The sequence below is a fragment of the Acinetobacter sp. WCHA39 genome (assembly GCF_002165385.1).
Taxonomy (GTDB): Bacteria; Pseudomonadota; Gammaproteobacteria; order Pseudomonadales; family Moraxellaceae; genus Acinetobacter.
Window position 1 is genome coordinate 1 of the sequence record NZ_NHRP01000025.1, and the last position, 20,699, is coordinate 20,699.

General features: G+C 39.6%; 18 protein-coding genes, 1 other RNA gene and 1 pseudogene. 12 read left to right on the forward strand and 8 right to left on the reverse strand.

The features are described from left to right. The 4 genes and pseudogenes from CDG56_RS12270 to CDG56_RS12285 form a co-directional block, all read left to right on the forward strand. A pseudogene (locus tag CDG56_RS12270) lies at positions 1 to 140 on the forward strand (IS4 family transposase); the annotation flags it as partial. A gap of 114 nt (positions 141 to 254) precedes the next feature. Then, positions 255 to 614, forward strand: a transfer-messenger RNA (tmRNA) gene (gene ssrA / locus CDG56_RS12275). 608 nt (positions 615 to 1,222) lie between these two features. Continuing rightward, on the forward strand, positions 1,223 to 1,783 hold the full coding sequence (locus CDG56_RS12280; protein ID WP_143225716.1) for a DUF6387 family protein: 561 nt from the start codon (positions 1,223 to 1,225) through the stop codon (positions 1,781 to 1,783). 90 nt (positions 1,784 to 1,873) lie between these two features. Further along, positions 1,874 to 2,140, forward strand: a complete 267-nt coding sequence (locus CDG56_RS12285; protein ID WP_227519064.1) for a hypothetical protein — start codon at positions 1,874 to 1,876, stop codon at positions 2,138 to 2,140. A gap of 80 nt (positions 2,141 to 2,220) precedes the next feature. On the opposite strand, the gene CDG56_RS12290 is transcribed toward CDG56_RS12285, so the two are convergent. The 3 genes from CDG56_RS12290 to CDG56_RS12300 form a co-directional block, all read right to left on the reverse strand. After that, positions 2,221 to 3,747, reverse strand: a complete 1,527-nt coding sequence (locus CDG56_RS12290) for a DHA2 family efflux MFS transporter permease subunit (protein WP_087537180.1) — start codon at positions 3,745 to 3,747, stop codon at positions 2,221 to 2,223. Positions 3,748 to 3,753: 6 nt separating this feature from the next. Beyond that, on the reverse strand, positions 3,754 to 4,902 hold the full coding sequence (locus CDG56_RS12295) for an HlyD family efflux transporter periplasmic adaptor subunit (RefSeq protein WP_087537179.1): 1,149 nt from the start codon (positions 4,900 to 4,902) through the stop codon (positions 3,754 to 3,756). Between the two features lie 266 nt (positions 4,903 to 5,168). Further along, a complete protein-coding gene (locus tag CDG56_RS12300) occupies positions 5,169 to 5,666 on the reverse strand; it encodes a thioesterase family protein (RefSeq protein WP_087548030.1) in 498 nt (165 codons plus the stop codon). A 171-nt stretch (positions 5,667 to 5,837) separates the two neighbouring features. Here CDG56_RS12300 and hemB point away from each other — a divergent pair, with 171 nt between their 5' ends. Both hemB and thiO read left to right on the forward strand, forming a co-directional pair. After that, positions 5,838 to 6,851 carry a porphobilinogen synthase gene (hemB, locus tag CDG56_RS12305; protein WP_087548031.1) on the forward strand — a complete coding sequence of 338 codons (1,014 nt, stop codon included), beginning with the start codon at positions 5,838 to 5,840 and terminating at the stop codon, positions 6,849 to 6,851. A 79-nt stretch (positions 6,852 to 6,930) separates the two neighbouring features. Further along, positions 6,931 to 8,052 carry a glycine oxidase ThiO gene (gene thiO, locus CDG56_RS12310; protein WP_087548032.1) on the forward strand — a complete coding sequence of 374 codons (1,122 nt, stop codon included), beginning with the start codon at positions 6,931 to 6,933 and terminating at the stop codon, positions 8,050 to 8,052. Here the strand turns inward: thiO and CDG56_RS12315 are convergent. Together CDG56_RS12315 and CDG56_RS12320 are read right to left on the reverse strand one after the other, a co-directional pair. Further along, the gene (locus tag CDG56_RS12315) at positions 8,038 to 8,943 is read right to left on the reverse strand and encodes a TIGR01777 family oxidoreductase (RefSeq protein WP_087548033.1); all 906 of its coding nucleotides are present in this window, start codon (positions 8,941 to 8,943) and stop codon (positions 8,038 to 8,040) included. The genes thiO and CDG56_RS12315 overlap by 15 nt on opposite strands. Positions 8,944 to 9,019: 76 nt before the next feature. Beyond that, complete coding sequence (locus tag CDG56_RS12320) at positions 9,020 to 9,466, reverse strand: ABZJ_00895 family protein (protein WP_087544939.1); 447 nt, start codon at positions 9,464 to 9,466, stop codon at positions 9,020 to 9,022. Positions 9,467 to 10,079: 613 nt separating this feature from the next. Here CDG56_RS12320 and CDG56_RS12330 point away from each other — a divergent pair. After that, on the forward strand, positions 10,080 to 10,733 hold the full coding sequence (locus CDG56_RS12330; RefSeq protein WP_087548034.1) for a hypothetical protein: 654 nt from the start codon (positions 10,080 to 10,082) through the stop codon (positions 10,731 to 10,733). A gap of 6 nt (positions 10,734 to 10,739) precedes the next feature. Continuing rightward, complete coding sequence (locus tag CDG56_RS12335) at positions 10,740 to 11,126, forward strand: SMI1/KNR4 family protein (protein WP_087548035.1); 387 nt, start codon at positions 10,740 to 10,742, stop codon at positions 11,124 to 11,126. A gap of 53 nt (positions 11,127 to 11,179) precedes the next feature. Here the strand turns inward: CDG56_RS12335 and CDG56_RS12340 are convergent, their stop codons facing one another. After that, the gene (locus CDG56_RS12340; RefSeq protein WP_087548036.1) at positions 11,180 to 11,962 is read right to left on the reverse strand and encodes a crotonase/enoyl-CoA hydratase family protein; all 783 of its coding nucleotides are present in this window, start codon (positions 11,960 to 11,962) and stop codon (positions 11,180 to 11,182) included. 164 nt (positions 11,963 to 12,126) lie between these two features. Between CDG56_RS12340 and CDG56_RS12345 the strand changes: the two genes are divergently transcribed. Beyond that, positions 12,127 to 13,377 carry an exonuclease SbcCD subunit D gene (locus CDG56_RS12345; protein ID WP_087548037.1) on the forward strand — a complete coding sequence of 417 codons (1,251 nt, stop codon included), beginning with the start codon at positions 12,127 to 12,129 and terminating at the stop codon, positions 13,375 to 13,377. 9 nt (positions 13,378 to 13,386) lie between these two features. Beyond that, positions 13,387 to 16,983, forward strand: a complete 3,597-nt coding sequence (locus CDG56_RS12350) for an AAA family ATPase (RefSeq protein WP_087548038.1) — start codon at positions 13,387 to 13,389, stop codon at positions 16,981 to 16,983. A 112-nt stretch (positions 16,984 to 17,095) separates the two neighbouring features. On the opposite strand, the gene CDG56_RS12355 is transcribed toward CDG56_RS12350, so the two are convergent. Further along, on the reverse strand, positions 17,096 to 17,773 hold the full coding sequence (locus CDG56_RS12355; RefSeq protein WP_087548039.1) for a YggS family pyridoxal phosphate-dependent enzyme: 678 nt from the start codon (positions 17,771 to 17,773) through the stop codon (positions 17,096 to 17,098). A 123-nt stretch (positions 17,774 to 17,896) separates the two neighbouring features. Between CDG56_RS12355 and CDG56_RS12360 the strand changes: the two genes are divergently transcribed. Together CDG56_RS12360 and CDG56_RS12365 are read left to right on the forward strand one after the other, a co-directional pair. Further along, the gene (locus tag CDG56_RS12360) at positions 17,897 to 18,934 is read left to right on the forward strand and encodes a type IV pilus twitching motility protein PilT (protein ID WP_087544931.1); all 1,038 of its coding nucleotides are present in this window, start codon (positions 17,897 to 17,899) and stop codon (positions 18,932 to 18,934) included. 24 nt (positions 18,935 to 18,958) lie between these two features. After that, positions 18,959 to 20,077 (forward strand): PilT/PilU family type 4a pilus ATPase, encoded by a 1,119-nt coding sequence (locus tag CDG56_RS12365; protein WP_087544929.1) that lies wholly within the window; start codon positions 18,959 to 18,961, stop codon positions 20,075 to 20,077. Positions 20,078 to 20,172: 95 nt separating this feature from the next. On the opposite strand, the gene fur is transcribed toward CDG56_RS12365, so the two are convergent. Then, positions 20,173 to 20,610 carry a ferric iron uptake transcriptional regulator gene (fur, locus tag CDG56_RS12370; protein ID WP_004663428.1) on the reverse strand — a complete coding sequence of 146 codons (438 nt, stop codon included), beginning with the start codon at positions 20,608 to 20,610 and terminating at the stop codon, positions 20,173 to 20,175. Between the last annotated feature and the right edge of the window lie 89 nt (positions 20,611 to 20,699).

The window sequence follows — 20,699 nt, forward strand, 5'->3', positions numbered from 1 at the left end:
CAGTAAGTTTATTTCGCTACGGTTTGGACTATGTTCAAATGGCTATTCTACGTTTGATTGGTTTTGGAAAAAAAGAAGAATTTAAGAAAGTGCTCGCAATTTTAAGGAAGAAAAAGCCTGATAGGACAAGGGCCCTATGAAATTTGTCGTGTACAAAGTAATTTCAATTAGATCGGTTTTTAATCACAAACCTCAAAGCCTGTAAATTTAGATTTAAATTTTCAATATTTATGCTATGATGCTCTTTCATATATGGGGATGTTATTGGCTTCGACGCTGGTGATGAAGCTCATAGATGCATGCCGAGAGCGCATTTTCTCTCGTAAATAAAATTTGCATTTTAATAGTCGCAAACGACGAAACTTACGCTCTAGCTGCCTAAGGGCAGCTTGTCCGCTTCACTGAATACTTGTGGTCAGTGAACCCGACCGAAGCGCACGCACACAAGTCCGTATAAAGTCAAGCCTCGGGGCTTTATACCAAACTTAGAGGATCGCACCTTGTACCCTGTTCGTCGGGTCGCTTGATGTTAAAACAATAGACGATATCTAAGCATGTAGTATTCTCGAGTGTAGTGCTGGCGGACGCGGGTTCAACTCCCGCCATCTCCACCAAATATCTAAATTTGTATGCTGTCACATGATGATATACAAAATTAAAAAGGCTTAAAACTGTAATGGTTTAAGCCTTTTTTATTGCAAACGAATAAGCATTTACTGCTTTTGAATTAAGTTCTGTGAATAGCTCATTAGATTAACTAGTTACTACGACAAAAGATGACGTATATTTAAAATTCATATTCTGATGTATAACTCAGTATAATTTATAATCATTTTGTTAAGTTTAGATTAGCTCCCGAAAGTCGGACACCCAATCGGATTGGCTTAACTACTTTATTGGGATGTGCGGGAGGCATGAATTGAAGCGTATTAGCGATAAGGGGAAAATACCTGAGTTTTTCAATAATAAAAGATATGACGAATATTATAAAAATTGTGGTGTGGTGAAATTAGCTCACGAAATCCAAGAATGACAAAATATCTCATTTCAAATCAACCAGATATTTGAGGATGATTACATTACTCCTATTACAGACGATGACCTTAAAGATGAGAAATTTATAACAATAAAACGCTTTAAAATTATTGATGGCAAACGCATTGAATATACCCCACCCCCAAGGACTATTGAGCAAATAATTGAAGATGACAAAAAGTTTTATTTGAGATTGATTGAGGGCTTTGCAGAGCAGACTTATGTTGAGTATCCAAAACTAGGGAAAATACCCAACAGCAAAAAACCTATGGAGATATTTCCGCGATTTTTATTTGATTGTAGACCATATATACAGCCACTAAAGGAAGCCACAGACGATATAGAAATTCGTGCTAAATATGCATTAAGGGAGAATGTGGATGATTATGATGAATACCCAGCTATTAGTATTAATTTAGATTTTTCCGATGATGCAATTATAGCGGACGTAAAAAAGCATTTAATACAATTGAGAAAGCAGCTAAAGCACAAGCCAAAACTTCTACCGCCTAAAGAGTTTATAAGAAAGTTTAAAAATTTTAGAACACTACAGGTCATTGACGTCCTTTTATGGCAGAAGCTAACAGAACAACATATTGAGTACGATACACTGGCAGAGTTTTTATTTCCTCAAGGACAATTTACTGGAAAGCAACTAAGAGAAACTATTATTCCATTTACAAAAAAACTTTTAGATTCAAAAAGTAATGAATCTGCATACATGTTTTATCTAGCAGATAAAAAGTAGTGAAAAGTAATCTAAATTCGTTTTCACAACTCTAATAATTATTAAAAAACATACTGCACCTACACAATATTTTGTCATGTAGGTGCATAAATGACTATCAAACCAATCCATATTCAATTTAAAACAGCTTGTGAACTACTGGACATAAAACAAGAAGCGTATGAAGAATTGAATCTATTCTACTTACAAGCAAAAATTCAGAAAGAAATTGGATCATTTCATGGTAAAGGCTTAAATAAGCATAAATATATAATGAAATATTTAAATCAAAAAATATCAAGATATGAAGAAGATCTACAACTAAAACTTTGGGAACATATCAATGAGCTAGATAGTAAAAACCCAAAGACGAAATAAACATTCATATCAGATTGAAATAAAAAAACTCGGATGAATAAGTCCGAGTTTTCTAAAGAAAATTTAATGATCTATCAAAATTAATGTGGCGCAGGTCCACCCGTAATTGCTTTAGGTTTTGGACTCATCCAAATCAAGGCACTGGCAAAGATAAATACAATAGCCAAAATCATAAACACATGATTAGCCGAAATCGTAATCGCTTCTTTATCAACTAAATTTGCAATCGTTGCGAGTGTTGCATCAGGTGAAAAACCATTTTGCAATAAGGTATTTTGGACTTCTTGTGGGTGCAAATTATTCACCATTTCACTACGAGCTACCTTCGTGTGATCATCCCAAATTGTCACTGCAATTGAAGCACCAATCGCCCCTGCCATTGTTCTCAAGAAATTCATTAAACCTGCGGCAGAAGCCATTTCTTGAGGTAAAACAGAGCCCATTGCAATATTCGACAGCGGAATAAAGAAAAACGGCACTGCAAAACCTTGCAAGATTTGTGGCCATGCTAATGACATAAAGTCTGCATCTGTAACCCAAAAAGCTCGCATGACCGTAACCACACCCAACAATGCTAGTCCAAAACTAGCCAATGCCCGTGGATCATATTTAGTTGATAACTTGGCAACAATTGGCGACATCGTCAAACTACCAAAACCCATAGTTGCAGTCAGATACCCTGCCCACGTGGCGGTATAACCCAAGTTAATTTGTAGCCATTGAGGAATAAGGACAATACTGCCAAAGAACGAACCAAAACCAAAAGCGAGTGCAAGCACAGAAACTGCAAAACCACGGTGTCGGAACACATACAGGTTAACCACAGGATGCTTTTCTGTGAGTTCCCAAATCATGAAAACAATAAAACCTACAACTGCTGTCAATGCCAAAATAATAATACTGGTACTATTAAACCAATCTCGCTCATGCCCAAGGTCTAGCATCAATTGTAAAGCACCAATCCACAGCACTAACAAACCTAAACCAACTGCATCAATTCGTAATTTCTCAGTTTTAGTTTCTGCTACAGACAGCAAGCGGATGGCTGCCAATACACAGAAAATACCAACAGGGATATTAATAAAGAAAATCCAATGCCAAGACAGATTATCACTAATCAGTCCGCCCAAAATCGGCCCCAGAATTGGTCCAACCACGGTGGTCATGGCCCACATTCCCATGGCTTGTGAGTGTTTTTCAGGTGGGAAAATTCGCATCAACAAGGTTTGGCTCAGTGGCATTAACGGACCACCACAAAGCCCTTGTCCAATACGGAAAAATACCAACATTTCTAGTGAGGTCGCCAAACCACATAGGAATGAAAAGATGGTGAAACCAATTAACCCAAACACAAAAACTCTGACTGTGCCAAAACGTCCAGCTAACCAACCTGTAAGTGGAACACAGATGGCTTCAGCAACGGCGTAAGAGGTAATCACCCACGTCCCTTGTGAACTAGAAACAGCTAAGTTCCCTGTAATATGGGGGACTGAAACGTTGGCAATGGTGGTATCAAGCACCACCATAAAGTTGGAAAGCGCAATAACAAATGCGGCGAGCATTAACCGCCCACCGCTAAGTTCTGCAAAAGGATTCTGCGTTTTCATGGCTGATTACTTCGATGCGAGATCAATGTCCGCTTGCATCGACAACCCTACACGCAATGGATGTTCTGCTAGTTCTTTGGGATCAAGCGTAATACGTACAGGTAAACGCTGTACTACTTTAATCCAGTTTCCTGTCGCATTCTGTGCTGGAATCAAGGCAAATGCGGCACCTGTCCCACCAGAGAAGCCCTGAACTGTCCCGTGATAAACCACATCATCACCATATAGGTCTGAACGAAGCGTTACTTTCTGCCCTGCTTTCACTTTAGCAAGCTGACTTTCTTTATAGTTTGCATCGACATAGAGCGCAGATACAGGCACCACTGACATCATCACAGTACCTGGTGCAACACGTTGCCCAATTTGAATATTCTTGCGTGTCACCACACCATCAACAGGCGCACGAATAACGGTACGCTCTAAATCAAGCTGTGCCTGCTCCACATGCGCTTTCGCAACCAATACATCAGGCGTGGATGCCTCGTTGAAGCCTTGAATCAATGCTTCATTTGCAGCAAGTGTACTTTCTGCGGCTTTACGGCTTGAGGTTGCTTGGGCTAAACCCGCTTGAGCTAAATCTAAGCTTGCTTGTGCCGTCGATACTGCACTTTGCGCTTTGCTCAATTCCTCTTTAGAAATCGCTCCTGAAGCGGCAAGTTCATTACGACGCTTTAATTCTAAGTTCGCCTTATCAAAATCTGCTTGTGCTTTACTTACTTGTGCTTGTGCACTATTAATTTCATCATTGCGAACCACAACTTGAGAATTCAATGAGCTACTATTCGCTTGGCTTTGCTTGTATTGACGTTGCGCTTTTGCCAACTCAGCTTGTGCTTGTGCCAACTGGATTTTGGCATCACGCTCATCTACACGAACGAGAACATCACCCTTTTTAACTTGTTGGGTATCTTTCACCAAAACTTCAGCGACTTGTCCACTCACCATTGAGGTGATTTGTGCCGTTTCCGCACCAACATAAGCATTATCGGTACTGACAGCATGATTAAAGAACAACGCCCAAATAGCATACAAAATTGCTGCAAGGATAAGAATAAGTGCGAAAAATCCTAAAAACTTTTTACGTTTTGCTTTCATTGCATCATCTGATGCCGAATCAGCAGCAATATCTTGTTGATTAGCTTGGGCGTCAGTCATATGTTATTCCTGAAAATTAAAGGGATTTTTAACTTTTGGTTTAATCAGCAGATCAGTTTAGTTTTTTTAACTTAACCAATTGTTAAAAGCTAAGATCAAAATACAAACAAAAATTTAAATCGCATTTTAACGATAAAAAATCATATGACGAGAATAAAAAAAATAACTGATGCGTTCAATTCTTATATTTTGATAATTATTTTTACTTCACTTTCATTTAAACAATAAAAAAGCGTCAGAAGACGCTTTCATATCGAACACTGTACCTAAAAGGCGTAATAAGCGATTGCAGTTGCAATTGGCTTAGCTTCATCATTGAGCATGGTCATACGCATGGTACAGCCTTTGCGTCCTAAGCGTAATGTTTCCGCACGCGCAGTAAAAAACTGACCACGACCCGGAGCAAGATAATCAACACGCATATCTACAGTTGCTAAACGCGATACTTTCTTAATCGTGTCAGGTAAATCTTCAGGGGTTGCACGGCGATAAAGTTGTTCCATTGCAACCACGCCACCAATACTATCTAGTAATGTCGCAGCAACACCACCATGCAAAATTTGGAAGGCTACATTACCGACCAAGTCAGGCTGCATCTCGATATAACCTTCAATTTGATCATCAACAACGCGCATGCTCATGCCACAATGCTTAAAAAATGGTGAAGAATTAAATGCTTTACAAAGCTGCTTTAATACCACGTCATGATCGGCTTTAGCACCTAACTGAATATTGCCTGTCCAGTTTTTCTTTACATCATTCATACGCTGTCTAAATCCAAAGGAACGATAAACATCCCATTATTTTGTACAAATCTAAAATTATGGGGCTACAATAGCGAGGATATTTAATTGAACTTAGCCGCTAAGCTCTCCCTAGCATGACTTAAATATTTCAATTATTCCTATAGTGTAATACTGAACATCGAGATTGTTATGACTTATACGTTCAATCGTCCCGCTTTTCCTGCGACTCGCATGCGCCGTATCCGTAAAAATGACCAACTTCGTGCCATGGTCAGTGAAACACAACTCACAGCTAATCACTTGATTTATCCAGTATTTGTATTACCGGGACAACAACAAACTCAAGATATTCCAAGCATGCCAAATGTGCAGCGTCTATCTGCTGATTTATTACTCAAAAAAGCAGAAACTTTGCTCGAGCTCGGTGTTTCAAAGCTTGCTTTATTTCCAGTAACCCCACAAGAAGACAAAAGTTTAACGGCGGAAGCTGCATGGCATGAAGAGGGTTTGGTTCAAACCACTTGCCGCTTACTGAAAAAAGAATTACCAGAAATGGTATTGATTACCGATGGCGCACTTGATCCTTATACCACTCATGGTCAAGACGGTATTATTGATGAAACTGGCTATGTTTTAAATGATGAAACCGTTGAATGCCTAGTCAAACAAGCCCTCAGCCATGCACAAGCGGGTGCTGATGTCGTTGCACCAAGTGACATGATGGATGGACGTATTGGTGCGATTCGTCAAGCACTTGAACAAAATGGTTTTATCTATACCAATATCATGGCGTATTCAGCAAAATATGCCTCCAGCTTCTATGGCCCTTTCCGTGATGCAGTGGGTTCAGCAAGTAATTTAAAAGGTGCAAATAAATATAATTATCAAATGGATGTCGGCAATCGTGCCGAGGCATTGCATGAAATTGCACTTGATATTCAGGAAGGTGCAGATATGGTGATTGTAAAACCGGGTATGCCTTATCTGGATGTCGTTCGTGAAGTGAAAGATACATTTGGTGTACCTACTTTTGTTTACCAAGTTAGTGGTGAATACGCCATGCTTGCAGGTGCGATTCAAAATGGCTGGTTATCTGAAAGCGTCATTTTAGAGTCATTGATGTGCTGTCGTCGTGCGGGTGCAGATGGTATTTGGACCTATTTTGCCGAAGATGCTGCACGTAAACTCAAAGAGATGAGATAGCAATCTCCCTTGCTGAGCTAAAACACTCCTCACCTCTTTAATATCAAAGAGGTGAATTTTGAAATTGGTTTAATTTTTTATGCATATTGCCATTATTGGTGCGGGTATTAGCGGCTTGATGTCAGCGTTAGAACTTGCTGAACAAGGTTGCTCTGTTGATATTTTTGATCAACAACAAGCAGGTCAGGCTGCCTCATGGGCAGGCGGTGGAATTCTTTCCCCGATGTACCCGTGGCGTTATGCACCAGAAGTTAATCATCTTGCTCAATACGGTAAATCGCTGTATCAAATGTGGAATGAAAAACTGCTGCCTATCACGGAGATTGATTTTCAAATCCACAATACAGGCATGCTGATTTTCGATCAGGAAGACTTTGATGTAGGACTGAATTATGCCAGTCAATATCAAGAACCCATGCAACAGTGCAATTTGTTAGAACGCAAACAACTTGAACAAATTAATCCACATATTTCAGAAAAATTTCAACAAGCCATCCATTTTCCGCAACTGTCGAATGTACGTAATCCTCGTTTATTACAATCGCTGATTAGCTATCTTAAACAGCATCCTTTCGTTCGTTTTTTTGAGCACTGCTCAATTGATCAACTGATTGTTAAAAATAAAACGGTACACGGAATACAAACTTCAAATGGTCAAGTTTTTCATGCTGATCATGTTGTTCTGACCTCAGGCGCATGGAGTCAATATTGGGAAGAATACATACATCGACAAATTCCTGTACAGCCCATACAGGGGCAAATGCTGCTGTTCAAAACACCTGAAAACTGGTTACCTACCATGTGTATGAATCGGGTGATGTACCTGATTCCACGTCAGGATGGTCATATCGTCTGTGGTTCCAGCATGGCAGATTGTGGCTTTAGCACCGCAGTGGATGAGCAAACACAGCAGGATATTTTAACGGCGTGTCTGGAAATGGTGCCTGAGCTGGAACAGTTCCCGATTGTGCAACGCTGGGCTGGGTTACGTCCAAGTTCGCCACACGGTATTCCTTATATCGGTGAAATACCTGATATAGCCAACTTATGGGCCAATTTTGGGCATTTCCGTAATGGGCTGTGTATGGGTGCGGGATCGGCGCAATTGTTACGCCAACTCATTTTAAAACAAGCGCCTATTGTTGACCCAAGTGCCTATTCACCAAGTCGTTTGAAGAAAAAAAATTTAGTGATCCAATAAAATTTCGGTTAAGGCTTGCTCTAAATTGGGGTACTGAAATTTAAAACCATGCTTGAATAATGCCTGAGGCGTTACATATTGACCATTTAGAATCAACTGGGATTGTTCCCCCAAAGCCAGTTCAAAGACACATTTCGGCATTGGAATAAAAGGCTTACGTTTCAAAACTCGTGCAGCAACATCAACAAAACCTTGTTGATTGATTTGTTCTGGAGCAACTAAATTGTAAACTTTTTGATCAGCCTGTAATTGAAGTAAAAAAATAATTGCTCTTAAGACATCCTGAATATGAATCCAGACAATTGGCTGCCGTCCTGAACCGATCTTTCCTACCGCATTTAAGCGAATGGGGAACAGCATTTGCGGCAAGATTCCGCCATCACCAAACACCACCCCTAAGCGAATAATTTTAGTATTTTGTTGAGTAAATTTAAGTGCTGTTTGTTCCCAAGCCTGACAAAGCTCTGACATAAAGATTAATTGTGGTGGTGTATTTTCGTCACAGATCGCCGTCCACATTTCTTGAGGATCAATCCCGTAATAGCCAATAGCTGAGCCAGAAATAATACATTGGGGGAAGATGCTTTTTTGCTGTAACCACTGATAAAGTTTCTCCGTCATGGCCACTCGGCTTTGTATCAGTTGTTTTTTTCTTTGATCAGTCCAGCGTTTTTGACCAATATTTTCACCAGCCAAATTGATGACATAGTCAATTTCAATGACTTTAATTTCATCTAAATCATTTACCCATGTTAAATCTGAATCATATGAAGCTTTATTTTTTTGTCGTGTCAGTGCAATCACTTGAAAATTATTTTTCAATAGAAAAGGTAAAAGATGAGAACCAATAAACCCACTTGCACCTGTCACCAATACCGTCATTTTTTTCATGGACTGATCTATCAAAAATGAATCGTATTAAAACTTTTAGCAGAATACAGGTGAATTACAAGTGAACTTTTTTATCCTAGTTAAACATCTTGTTTGCCATTCGTTGTGCTTGTGCGCCATAAAACCAATACGTAATTAAAAATAACGGTGCTGCGATCATCAACCAAATTGCAACAACAGTAATTAAAAACATAGGTTGCTTAAAATATAAAATAAAATTTTGCCAAATTTCTGGATCTTTACGTGCAAAAATAAACAATCCTAAGAGTAAACCACATGCATTGTAACCCCAAAAAATGAGGCTAAATCCAAGGCTTAATCGTTTCTTTTCCGAGAGGGTTGGTGCACGATGTTGTTTTTTTAGAAATTTGAATAAAACAAAAATCATTGCAATTAGATAAGGAATGGCTGTAAGCACTCCTCCAATACTATTAGGTAAAATTGCAGCGATGACTCCAGCGATTAGGCTAGAAATCAAGCACACAATAAAAAACCAAAGGTAGTACAAACGCAATGAAATCATGTAAATAAACCAAATCTAATCTACTTCAAAAATAATTATAAATTTTTTTCACTTTTTTTTCATTTTTATGTCAACCAATCCACACCTAGCAGCGTTATATAGGGTACAAGGTCGCAGCAACCGAATGTTCATTGCACGGCATCCGCAATATTTTTCGGTGACCTTTCATTATGACTCTCCATCTTTGACAATGGCTTTGTTAGTAGCCAAAGCCGTTGAAAAAGATTTTGACCGACGATTTATCATCACTCGAATCGTCGGTTTTTATTTTTTATAATGCTCAAAAATAAAAAATCAGAATATAAACCATGTCATATCTATTGAAATTCAATTTTCAAGTTCACAATGCGATGTACATCTGTGTTCAGTTAAGACGATTAGCAAAATAGAAAATCTTTCTATTGAATATTATCCTATTAAAACAAAAGTGTTCACGACAGCATATTGCAATGCCCGATGCCATACCATCCATTGGGTGCTGTAACTGTTATTGGCAAAGCTATTTCCTGAATTTAGATCATCACGTCTTTGTTCGATATGAAATTGATGAGAATGCAAAATGACAATGCTATACTAAAATTTCATAAAATTAAGCAATTTAAGCACTATAAAAATGAAATGTCCAAACTGTCAGATTGACGTTGTAAATGAAAATATCAATATCCAAACGGATATGGGGAAATGCCAAGTTTGCAATCATATTTTTCGTATTTCTGAAAATTTTGATACGCCATCATATGCATTTGATATCAATCAACCCCCAAGCGGTACTTGGTATAAAAATAATATGCAAGAAATTAAACTAGGCGCAACGCTGAGAAGCCCGATTGCTTTCTTTCTAGTGCCTTTTATGTTGATTTGGTCTGGTGGTTCACTAGGTGGAATCTATGGAACTCAAATCGCAAAACAGCAATTTAGCCTCTTACAAAGTCTATTTGGTATCCCATTTCTGATTGGAACCATTATTTTTGGTTCGCTTACACTGATGATGCTATTTGGTAAAATTGAGCTCACCATTAATCAACAAGGTGGACGTGTATTTACGGGAATTGGCAGAATAGGAAAATCAAAATATTTTAATTGGAATGAGGTTAGTCGAATTAGAGAAAACCGTTCAACTAACTCATCCGATAAACAACAAGCCCAAATTGTCATTGAGGCAAATCAGCCTATCACATTTGGTCTTGGACTCGCTCCAGAAAGACATCACTACCTATTTCATGCATTGAAAAAAATACAATCACAATATAAACCTGAACGAAGATAAATCATTATGCCATCCCCAATAGACCAACAGTATATAACTGCGGCTGAACAAGTATTGAATCTTACTTTTCCTACATCGTTTAAAAATAAAATGATGATTGAAAATGGTGGTGAATTATTCCTTGCAGAAGATGATTGGCAACTTTTTCCATTCTTTGATGAGTCTGATCAAAAAAGAAAAATGCGTACATGCAACCATATTGTCCATGAAACCAAACTTGCAAGAACATGGCATGGCTTCCCTGAGCATGCAGTTGCTTTCGCTCACAATGGCTGCGGTGATTATTTGATTTTTCTTCCAGAAGCTTTCAATCAAAATGTATTGGCAGAATCCATTTTCATTTGGTTTCACGAAACAAATGAAGTGGAACCGATCACGACTTCTTTCTTCTGATTTTTAGAAATATTTACCGACAATTCACAATGGGATGAATTGTCGGTTTATTTTTATTGACCTTTAAATTGAGGAAGACGTCTCTCAAGCATCGCACGTACACCTTCTTGAGCATCTTGCGATGCAAACAATCGCTTGAGATAACTGTCCATATTCTGAAATGCGAAAACCTCTCCCTGAGTAACCGCATCAGTTGCTGAAGCCAACAATGCTTGTAATGCAAGTGGTGCAGCAATACAGATTTCTTGGGCAATCTCGATAGCCCGATGAAGCTGTGTGCCCTTAACAACAATCTCAGAAAGCAAATTTAGTTCATTGGCTTTTTGGGCATCAAAAGTTTTCCCTGTCAATAAATACGGCATGGCTTTTTGCCAACCTGCGGCCTGCACGAAACGCACTGTTGCTCCACCAAAAGGCATTATTCCACGTAATACTTCAAGCTGACCAAAAATCGTGTCTTCGCTCGCGACGACAACATCTGCATTCAACATCAACTCTACCCCAGCGGTGTAACAAATCCCTTGTACAGCTACAACAACAGGCTTGGTTCGATGCCGCCCTCCAACACCCCAAGGGTTAATTTGCCCTTCTTCAAAACTAAAAATCCCTTGAGGAATTTTGGGCTGTAATTCCACCAAGTCCAGACCTGCCGTGAAATGGTCGCCATGTGCAAAAATCACGGCACAACGTAGTTTAGGATTATTTTCATATTCGGTTAAAGCCAGAGATAAATCCTCAATCATATGGCTATCAAAGGCATTTCGTTTTGCCACTCGGTCTAAGCCAATCAACATAATATGGTCCATGATTTCACGGCTTACTTTTCCTAAACTCATTCTTTTAATTCCTGTTTTTTAGTAATAATGTTGGTAACAAACTAGTTGATCATTTCCGAATGATCAAGACATATCTTGTCTATGTTATTCAACGCTACAAGGCTCTACTTTTTGGCTGAATCCGTGCTACCTTATTCAGGTTCATTTTATTTTTAGATTCATTTATGACCGTGCGTTTTTTTCATACGTCTGACTGGCATTTGGGGCAGTTTTTTTATAATCATTCCCGCCACTATGAACATGAACAATTTCTGGCATGGTTACTTGAGCAGATCAAAGCCAAACAGCCGCATGCATTACTCATTGCGGGTGATATTTTTGATGTGATTAATCCCAGCTCACAGGCACAAAAACAACTCTATCAATTCCTTGCCGATGCACACGAGCTTGCCCCACAGATGCAAACTTTGATGATTGCAGGCAATCACGACTCAGGTTATCGCATTGAACAAGTCGAGCCTTTATTGGCAAAATACAATGCCAAAACTGTGGGTGTGATTCGTTGGAATCAAGATAAAACATTAGATTTAGAACGCCTCATTTTGCCAATTTATGATGAACAAAAGCATATTGTGGCGTGGTGTATTGCCCTGCCATTTCTACGCCCTGCCGAAATTACGGGTTTTAATGAACACACCACCAACAGCCAAAATGCGATTGCTTATTTACATCAACAGTTAATCGAAGAAGCCAAACGTCGTAAAACCGATGATCAGGCCCTGATTCTGATGTCACATGCGCATATGCAAGGTGGAGAAACTTCGGATTCAGAACGACCGATTATTATTGGTAATGAAGAAGCACTATCTACAGCCCTGTTCGACGATAGCATTGATTATGTAGCACTAGGGCATTTGCATAAACCGCAAAAAGTGCAGCATCCACATATTCGTTATAGCGGCTCACCGATTCCTTTGTCATTCAGTGAAATCAACTATAAGCACCAAGTGGTTGAAGTCAGCATTGATCCTACAAAAAGTGAAGATTCGTTTAACTTTGAAGCTTTGCCGATCCCCAGAAGTATTCAACTGCATAAAATTAAAGATGAACTCAGTGTGGTCATGCAACATCTGCGCAATCTACCAAATGAACCGATCGAAAATCTCGAGCATCGTGAATATGTCGATATCGAATATCATACCTCGACACCACCACAGCCGAATCTACGACAACAATTTGAAGATGCCTTGCCCAAAGATCGTTATCGACTGGTGCGGATTTCCAGACAATATCTCTCCAATCAAAGCAATACAGAGAGCAAGCAGAACATTAGCTTAGAACCACCGACACCCGAAAAACTATTTCAGCAAATTTGGGAGAAAAAGGGCTATCACGCCGATGACGAAGTTGCCAAAGACTTTATGAGTTTGGTCGCAGAAGCGCAAAAGCAACTTGAAGATGATCAGACTGTTTAAGGACCTGCCATGAAAATTTTATCAATACGACTAAAAAATTTGGCATCTCTGGCAGATGAGCACTTTATTGATTTTGAAACTGAGCCTTTGGCCAGTGCGGGACTGATCGCCATTGTTGGAAAAACAGGTGCAGGTAAATCTACGATTTTAGATGCCATGTGTCTGGCGTTATTTAATAAAATTCCCCGCCTTAAAGAAAGTGACGGCAAACTATTAGATGTCGATGGTTCTGAACTACTGACCAACTCCCCTTTAACGGTTCTACGTCGCGGTACAGGACATGGCTTTGCTGAACTGTGTTTTGTGGCACAAGACCAAAAACATTACCTCGCACGTTGGGAAATTAAGCGTGCCCGTGAAAATGCCAGTGGCAAACTACAAAGCGTGCAACGCTCACTGAAATGCCTGACCGATTGTGTGGTGATTGCAGATAAAACCAAAGCGGTTGAAGCACATATTCAACAGATTACCCAACTCAGTTTTGAACAATTCACCCGTGCAGTATTGCTCGCACAGTCCGAAGTCACGGCATTTTTAAAGGCGCGCGATAATGAACGTGGTGAATTATTAGAATATCTGACCAACTCCAGTATTTTTGCCAAAATTGGACAACTGGCGTTTGAAAAGACCCGTGAAATCAGTAACCAACGCAAGCAATTGGAAAATGTGCTCGGTCATATTGAAATCCGTTCAGATGAAGAAGTTGCTGAATTACAGACCCAATTCCAGCAGATACAACAACAGGTTCAACATTTGGAAGCCGACAAAGTTCAGCTTAATCAACAGCAACAATGGTTTGAACAGCGACAGAAACTCGAAACTGAAATCACACTAAAACAACAACAGCATGAGATTCAAATTCAAGCACATGAGGCTTTAGCAGCAGATCGCAATCGACTCAACCAACTTGAAACCTTTTCAGGCATTCGTCCGATTGTATTCCAACAGCAACAACTGGAAAAAGCACTGCAACAGCTTGAACCGCAGATTCAACACAAGCAACAGCAATTTACCGCTGTAAGCAGCCAATTTGAGCAAGAAAAAACGGCTTATATGCGGGCTGAAACAGCCTTACAGCAATTTCAGAGTTTTGAACAAAACCATCAGCATGAACTCACTCAAGTGCGTAAATATGTACAGGAACGTGAATACATTGCCGATGAATATAAGAAATCCAAACTCGGCTTAAACCAAAACGAAGCGCAACAAAAACCATTACTTGAGCAGCAACAGCAGTTTGAACAAAGTCACCATAGCTTATCGATACAACAACAAAGCTGCTCTGATCAACTGCAACAGAGCGCACAATTCTCCACTTTAGATAAGGGCTTGAATGCACATCTTCAGCAGCTGCAGCAATTTATTCTGCAATACCAAAAAGTCGAACAAAATTTAGGTTCGATTCAACAGGCACAATCCAAACTTGAACAAGATCAGATCGTATTGAATGAGCTCATTCAAAAATTTGGCACACCACAACAGATTGAAAGCCAGCTTGAACAGAAACAAAAACTCAGAGAACAGCAACAAGCCCAACTGAATCAACTGGATCTAATTCAGCAAAAGTTACAGCATTATTTTGAACTTAACAAAGACCGTGATGAACTAAGCCATAAGCTCAGTAGCACACAGCAACAACATCAGCAACTTGACCAACAACTGCAAACTAGCCAAGGCGCATTCCAATCTGCCAAAAATGAACGGGAAAAATTGCAGCAGATATTGCAACAACAACGTTTATTACATGCTGAAAATATTGAACATCTCCGTGCAGAACTCAAACACGGAGAAGCCTGTCTGGTCTGTGGTAGCACCGAACATCCCTATCGTGATGATGCAAGTCAGCTCTCCAAAGCCTTGTATGAGCTGCAACAACAGCAAGAACAACAGGCCATTCAGCAAGAGCAACAATGCTTTCAACTTTGGCAAAACACACAGCAGCAATTTACCCAGATTCATACCGAACTGACTCAATTGCAATCCGCAGTGCAACAAGCAGATGACAAATTCAAACTGCAACATCAGGAGTTAGTCAAACATACCGTACAGTTCGACATTCAGTTAGATTTAACCCAACCACATGCTGAAATCACGGTCGCTCAACAACAATGGACGAGTGAAGCAACTCAACTCAAACAGCAGATTGAAATTGAGTTACAGCAACTGCATCAGGCCAATAAAGACCACTATCACCTGACTCAAACGATTCAAAATATCCGCTATCAACTCGAAAGCGTACAGCAGTTACAGCAACAGATTCAGCATGTTGTAGATTGCCTGACTAGCGATGAACAAAACTTATGGCAACAGCAAACGCTAAGCTCTGCTCAACAGCTAGCACAACGTTTACAGCAACGTGTTCAACAGATTGAACAAGCTGAAACACTCAGCAAGCAACAGCAACAGCTTGAACAGCAACTGAATCTATTAAAGACCAATTTAACAAGCTTGAACACTCAACATGCGGAGTTTAGCCAGCAACTCAAAGATGTCGAGCTTAAAGGCAAACAAAATACAGAGTCAGCGCATCAACTAATTGTAGTGATGACAGGTTTAACCGAACTGAAAGCCAATGAATGGTTAAACCAACACGATCAACAACGTCAGCAACTCCAAAATCAATATCAGCAGATCAAGCAGCGTTTTGAACAGACTCGTGAAATCTATGAACAGCAGAAAAATGAACTGGAACAGCTCAAGGCTCAACAACAACACCAACAATCTATTCTTACTCAATCTAAAACTGAAATTCGAGCATGGTTAAGCCAGCATCCTGAGTTTGAAGAGCATCAATTAGCTGACTTACTTGCTATTCGTGCTGAGCAAGAACAGCACATTCGAACATCGCTACAACATGCAGAACGCTTACTCAATGAGGCCGCCTCTGCATTGAAAACGCTGCAACAGCAATTACAGATACATCAGCAACAACAGCCACCCATCGAACACACCCAGTTGATTGAGTACATCCATCTCAATCATCAGAAGCTACAACAGCAAGCCGAACAACGTGATCAGTTCAAACTGAAATTAGAAGTACATCAACAAAACCTTGCCAAGCAAAAACAATTTGCAGATCAAATCCAGCAGATTCAGCAGCAGGAACACCGTTGGAATAAGATTTCTAGTTTAATTGGCGATTCCAAAGGTAAAGATTTCCGTGACTTAGCTCAGCAATATAATCTGGATATTTTGCTGGAATATGCCAATCAACAATTAGCAATGCTATCGCAGCGTTATACCTTAAAACGTTTGGATAACTCCCTCAGCCTAGCCATCATTGACCATGATATGGATGGAGAAACCCGTTCAGTGGCTTCACTGTCTGGTGGTGAGTCTTTCCTGACTGCACTTGCGATTTCCTTGGCAATTGCCAATATGGCTTCAGGTTCCATGAAAATCGAATCGCTATTTATTGATGAAGGTTTTGGTACTTTGGATGCATCTTCGTTGCATATGGTGATGAATGCGCTAGATCAACTGCAAAGCCAAGGCCGTAAAGTGATTTTAATTTCACATATTCAGGAAATGCATGAACGGATTCCTGTACAGATTCAGGTACAGCCAATAGGTTCGGGTTCAAGTCGGATTGAGCTGGTGGGGTGATACAGGGCTTAACCAGTTACCCGAAACATAGTTTCTCGTCTCGCGCTTCGGGCAAATGAGAAACATAGCTTCGCAAGACATCGTGAAACGAGGTAGCTTTGCTTTTCCTCGCTCATCCTCTTGCACCAAACAATGCCGTTCCTACTCTGACCATAGTTGAACCTGCTGCAATCGCAGCTTCGAGATCGGCAGACATGCCCATACTTAATGTATCCCAATCTTGCGGCTGTGCATGCTGAGACTTCACTTCATCAAATAAGGCCTTGGCATCGATAAACGCAGCATAATTTTCAGGTGCTGGAATCACCATCAATCCACGCAAACGTATGTGTGGAAGCTGACTGATTTGATGAACCAATTCTAAAACCTCATTTGGTTGGCAACCATCTTTAGAATTTTGCCCATCAATATTTACCTGAATACAGATATTTAACGGTTCTTGATTTTCTAAACGTTGCTTGGATAAACGTTCTGCAATAATGAAGCGATCGACTCCATGCACCCAATCAAATGTTTCTGCTAAATGCTTGGTTTTATTGCGTTGTACATGACCAATAAAATGCCATTCAATATCTAAATCTTGTAATTCATCAATTTTAGTCAAGGCTTCTTGCAAATAATTTTCACCAAAACAACGCTGACCAACAGTATACATTTCTCGTAAGGTTTGGCTCGGATGAGTCTTTGAAACAGCCAACAATTGTACAGTCGAAGGATCACGTTTCACCTGCTGGCAAGCTTGCTCTATTTGATTTAAAACAGATTGACGGAATTGCTCAGATTTATTCATTGACACAGTTCTCACTTACAAAATCTTTTTTCTCTCACATTCTATAATATGTTGGTAACACAGAGTGAAAGCCGTATATTATTCTATAAAAGAGTGAGGCATTTTGATTGTTTCGGGGAAATCATGGATATTACAGAATTACTAGCATTTGCAGTTAAAAACGGTGCTTCAGACTTACATCTTTCATCAGGTATGCCACCAATGATTCGTGTAGATGGTGAAGTCCGTCGTATTAATTTACCAGCACTAGAACATAAAGATGTACACCGCTTAGTGTATGACATCATGAATGATAAACAACGTCGTGATTATGAAGAAGATCTAGAAACTGACTTTTCATTTGAAGTGCCTAATATTGCACGTTTCCGTGTGAACGCATTTAACCAAAACCGTGGCGCTGGCGCGGTATTCCGTACCATTCCATCTAAAGTTTTAACCATGGAAGACCTTGGTTTAGGTTCAATTTTTAAAGAAATTTGTGATTATCCACGGGGTATCGTTTTGGTCACAGGACCTACGGGTTCTGGTAAATCAACCACACTTGCCGCGATGATTGATTATATTAATGAAAACCGTTATGACCATATTTTAACAGTTGAAGACCCGATTGAATTTGTACACCAATCTAAAAAATGTTTGATTAACCAACGTGAAGTGCACCGTGATACACATGGCTTCAATGAAGCACTTCGTTCTGCACTTCGTGAAGACCCTGACATTATTCTTGTCGGTGAGATGCGTGACTTAGAAACCATCCGACTTGCGTTAACTGCGGCTGAAACAGGTCACTTGGTTTTTGGTACACTGCATACGACCTCTGCAGCGAAAACAATTGACCGTGTCATCGACGTATTCCCTGCCGAAGAAAAAGATATGGTTCGTGCCATGCTTTCTGAATCACTACAAGCCGTTATTTCACAAACATTATTGAAGAAAAATGGCGGTGGTCGTGTTGCAGCACATGAAATCATGATTGGAATTCCAGCAATTCGTAACCTTGTACGTGAAAATAAAGTAGCGCAGATGTATTCTGCCATCCAAACGGGTGCAAACTACGGTATGACTACACTTGACCAAAGTCTTAAGACTTTGGTTTCAAAAGGCGTTATTAGTCCTCAAGTTGCCCGTACCGTAGCAAAACAACCTGAGTCATTCCTATAATAATAAACGGATTAGAGAAATATCATGGACTTTAATGATTTACTCAATTTAATGATTCAACAAAGTGCATCTGATTTATTTGTCACTGCAGATGTTGAACCATCAATGAAGATCAACGGTCAAATTGTGCCTGTTTCAAAATCTAAACTTTCAGGTGAAGTCGTTGGTCAGTTACTTCATTCAATTATGTCAGATAAGCAGCGTAAAGAATTCGCTGAAACAAGAGAGTGTAATTTTGCGATCGTCAATCGTGAGAAAACAGCCCGTTTCCGTGTAAGTGCCTTTCAACAACGTGATATGCCTGGAATGGTTTTACGTCGTATTGAAACTGTCATTCCAACCATGGATGAACTCAAGCTCCCTAGCGTGCTGAAAGAACTCGCCATGACCAAACGCGGTATCATTATCTTTGTAGGCGCAACAGGTACAGGTAAATCAACCTCATTAGCTTCGATGATTGGTTACCGTAACCAAAATTCAAAGGGTCATATTATTACCATTGAAGACCCAATTGAATTCGTACATCAACATGCGGGTTGTATTGTCACTCAACGTGAAGTCGGGATTGATACAGATTCATTTGAAGTCGCATTAAAAAATACGCTTCGCCAAGCACCTGATGTGATCTTGATTGGTGAGATTCGTTCTCGAGAAACCATGGACTATGCGATTGCTTTTGCGGAAACAGGTCACTTAGTACTTGCAACACTACACGCAAATAATGCGAACCAAGCACTAGATCGCATTGTCCACTTCTTTGAAGCAGATCGTCATCCTCAATTGCATATGGATTTATCACTTAATCTCAAGGCGATGGTTGCTCAACAGTTGATTCCAACGCCAGATGGTAATTCACGTCGTGCAGCAATTGAGATTCTGATTAATACACCACTTTTGGCAGATTACATACGCAAAGGTGAAGTCCACGAAATCAAAGATCTCATGAAGCGCTCTCGTGAGTTGGGGATGCAGACTTTTGACCAAGCATTATTTGATTTATATAAAGCAGGTGAAATTACGTATAAAGATGCACTGAAGCATGCTGACTCGCCAAATGACTTACGTCTCACAATTAAACTTTCAGAAGAAGGTACAAATCAGTTATTGAGTGCGAGCCGAAATATTACCTTTGATGGTCAATAATTCAAATTAAGACATTAAAAAAAGGAAGGTTTTAAAAAACCTTCCTTTTTATTTGTTTAATTTTAGTAAACTACTAAGCTTTAACTAAATCAAACTCATTTTTTACGATAAGCATCTTGGCATTCAGAATCACTACAATAACCGTATAAGTTTAATGAATGGCCAGTTAAGGCAAAATTATGCTGATCTGCAACAGCATGTTGCTCTTTCTCAATAATATCATTCGTAAATTCAACAACTTTGTTGCAATTTAAGCAAACAAGGTGATCATGATGATCTTCTTGCATGATTTCAAAAACTGAATGATTATTTTCAAAATGATGACGTTGGATAATACCAGCCGCTTCAAATTGTGTTAACACTCGGTAAACAGTTGCTAAACCAACATCTTCACCTTGTTCAAGCAAAGTTTTATAAATATCTTCAGCACTTAAATGATGTTGTTTTGAATTTTCTAACAATTCCAAAATCTTAATACGAGGAAGGGTGACTTTAAGTCCAGCTTTGCGTAAGTCTTGATTGGAAATAGGCATTTAAAAAGGTCTCTCAACAAATCTTAAGTTGGAATAGGCAATAGAGTTTAGATGCAGTATGATCTATCCTTGAACCAAATGCATCATCA

Coding starts and splice junctions, on each gene's coding strand:
- CDG56_RS12285 (WP_227519064.1), top strand. CDS start 1,874: ATGACTATCAAACCAATCCATATTCAATTTAAAACAGCTTGTGAACTA.
- CDG56_RS12290 (WP_087537180.1), bottom strand. CDS start 3,747: ATGAAAACGCAGAATCCTTTTGCAGAACTTAGCGGTGGGCGGTTAATG.
- CDG56_RS12295 (WP_087537179.1), bottom strand. CDS start 4,902: ATGACTGACGCCCAAGCTAATCAACAAGATATTGCTGCTGATTCGGCA.
- CDG56_RS12300 (WP_087548030.1), bottom strand. CDS start 5,666: ATGAATGATGTAAAGAAAAACTGGACAGGCAATATTCAGTTAGGTGCT.
- hemB (WP_087548031.1), top strand. CDS start 5,838: ATGACTTATACGTTCAATCGTCCCGCTTTTCCTGCGACTCGCATGCGC.
- thiO (WP_087548032.1), top strand. CDS start 6,931: ATGCATATTGCCATTATTGGTGCGGGTATTAGCGGCTTGATGTCAGCG.
- CDG56_RS12315 (WP_087548033.1), bottom strand. CDS start 8,943: ATGAAAAAAATGACGGTATTGGTGACAGGTGCAAGTGGGTTTATTGGT.
- CDG56_RS12320 (WP_087544939.1), bottom strand. CDS start 9,466: ATGATTTCATTGCGTTTGTACTACCTTTGGTTTTTTATTGTGTGCTTG.
- CDG56_RS12330 (WP_087548034.1), top strand. CDS start 10,080: ATGAAATGTCCAAACTGTCAGATTGACGTTGTAAATGAAAATATCAAT.
- CDG56_RS12335 (WP_087548035.1), top strand. CDS start 10,740: ATGCCATCCCCAATAGACCAACAGTATATAACTGCGGCTGAACAAGTA.
- CDG56_RS12340 (WP_087548036.1), bottom strand. CDS start 11,962: ATGAGTTTAGGAAAAGTAAGCCGTGAAATCATGGACCATATTATGTTG.
- CDG56_RS12345 (WP_087548037.1), top strand. CDS start 12,127: ATGACCGTGCGTTTTTTTCATACGTCTGACTGGCATTTGGGGCAGTTT.
- CDG56_RS12350 (WP_087548038.1), top strand. CDS start 13,387: ATGAAAATTTTATCAATACGACTAAAAAATTTGGCATCTCTGGCAGAT.
- CDG56_RS12355 (WP_087548039.1), bottom strand. CDS start 17,773: ATGAATAAATCTGAGCAATTCCGTCAATCTGTTTTAAATCAAATAGAG.
- CDG56_RS12360 (WP_087544931.1), top strand. CDS start 17,897: ATGGATATTACAGAATTACTAGCATTTGCAGTTAAAAACGGTGCTTCA.
- CDG56_RS12365 (WP_087544929.1), top strand. CDS start 18,959: ATGGACTTTAATGATTTACTCAATTTAATGATTCAACAAAGTGCATCT.
- fur (WP_004663428.1), bottom strand. CDS start 20,610: ATGCCTATTTCCAATCAAGACTTACGCAAAGCTGGACTTAAAGTCACC.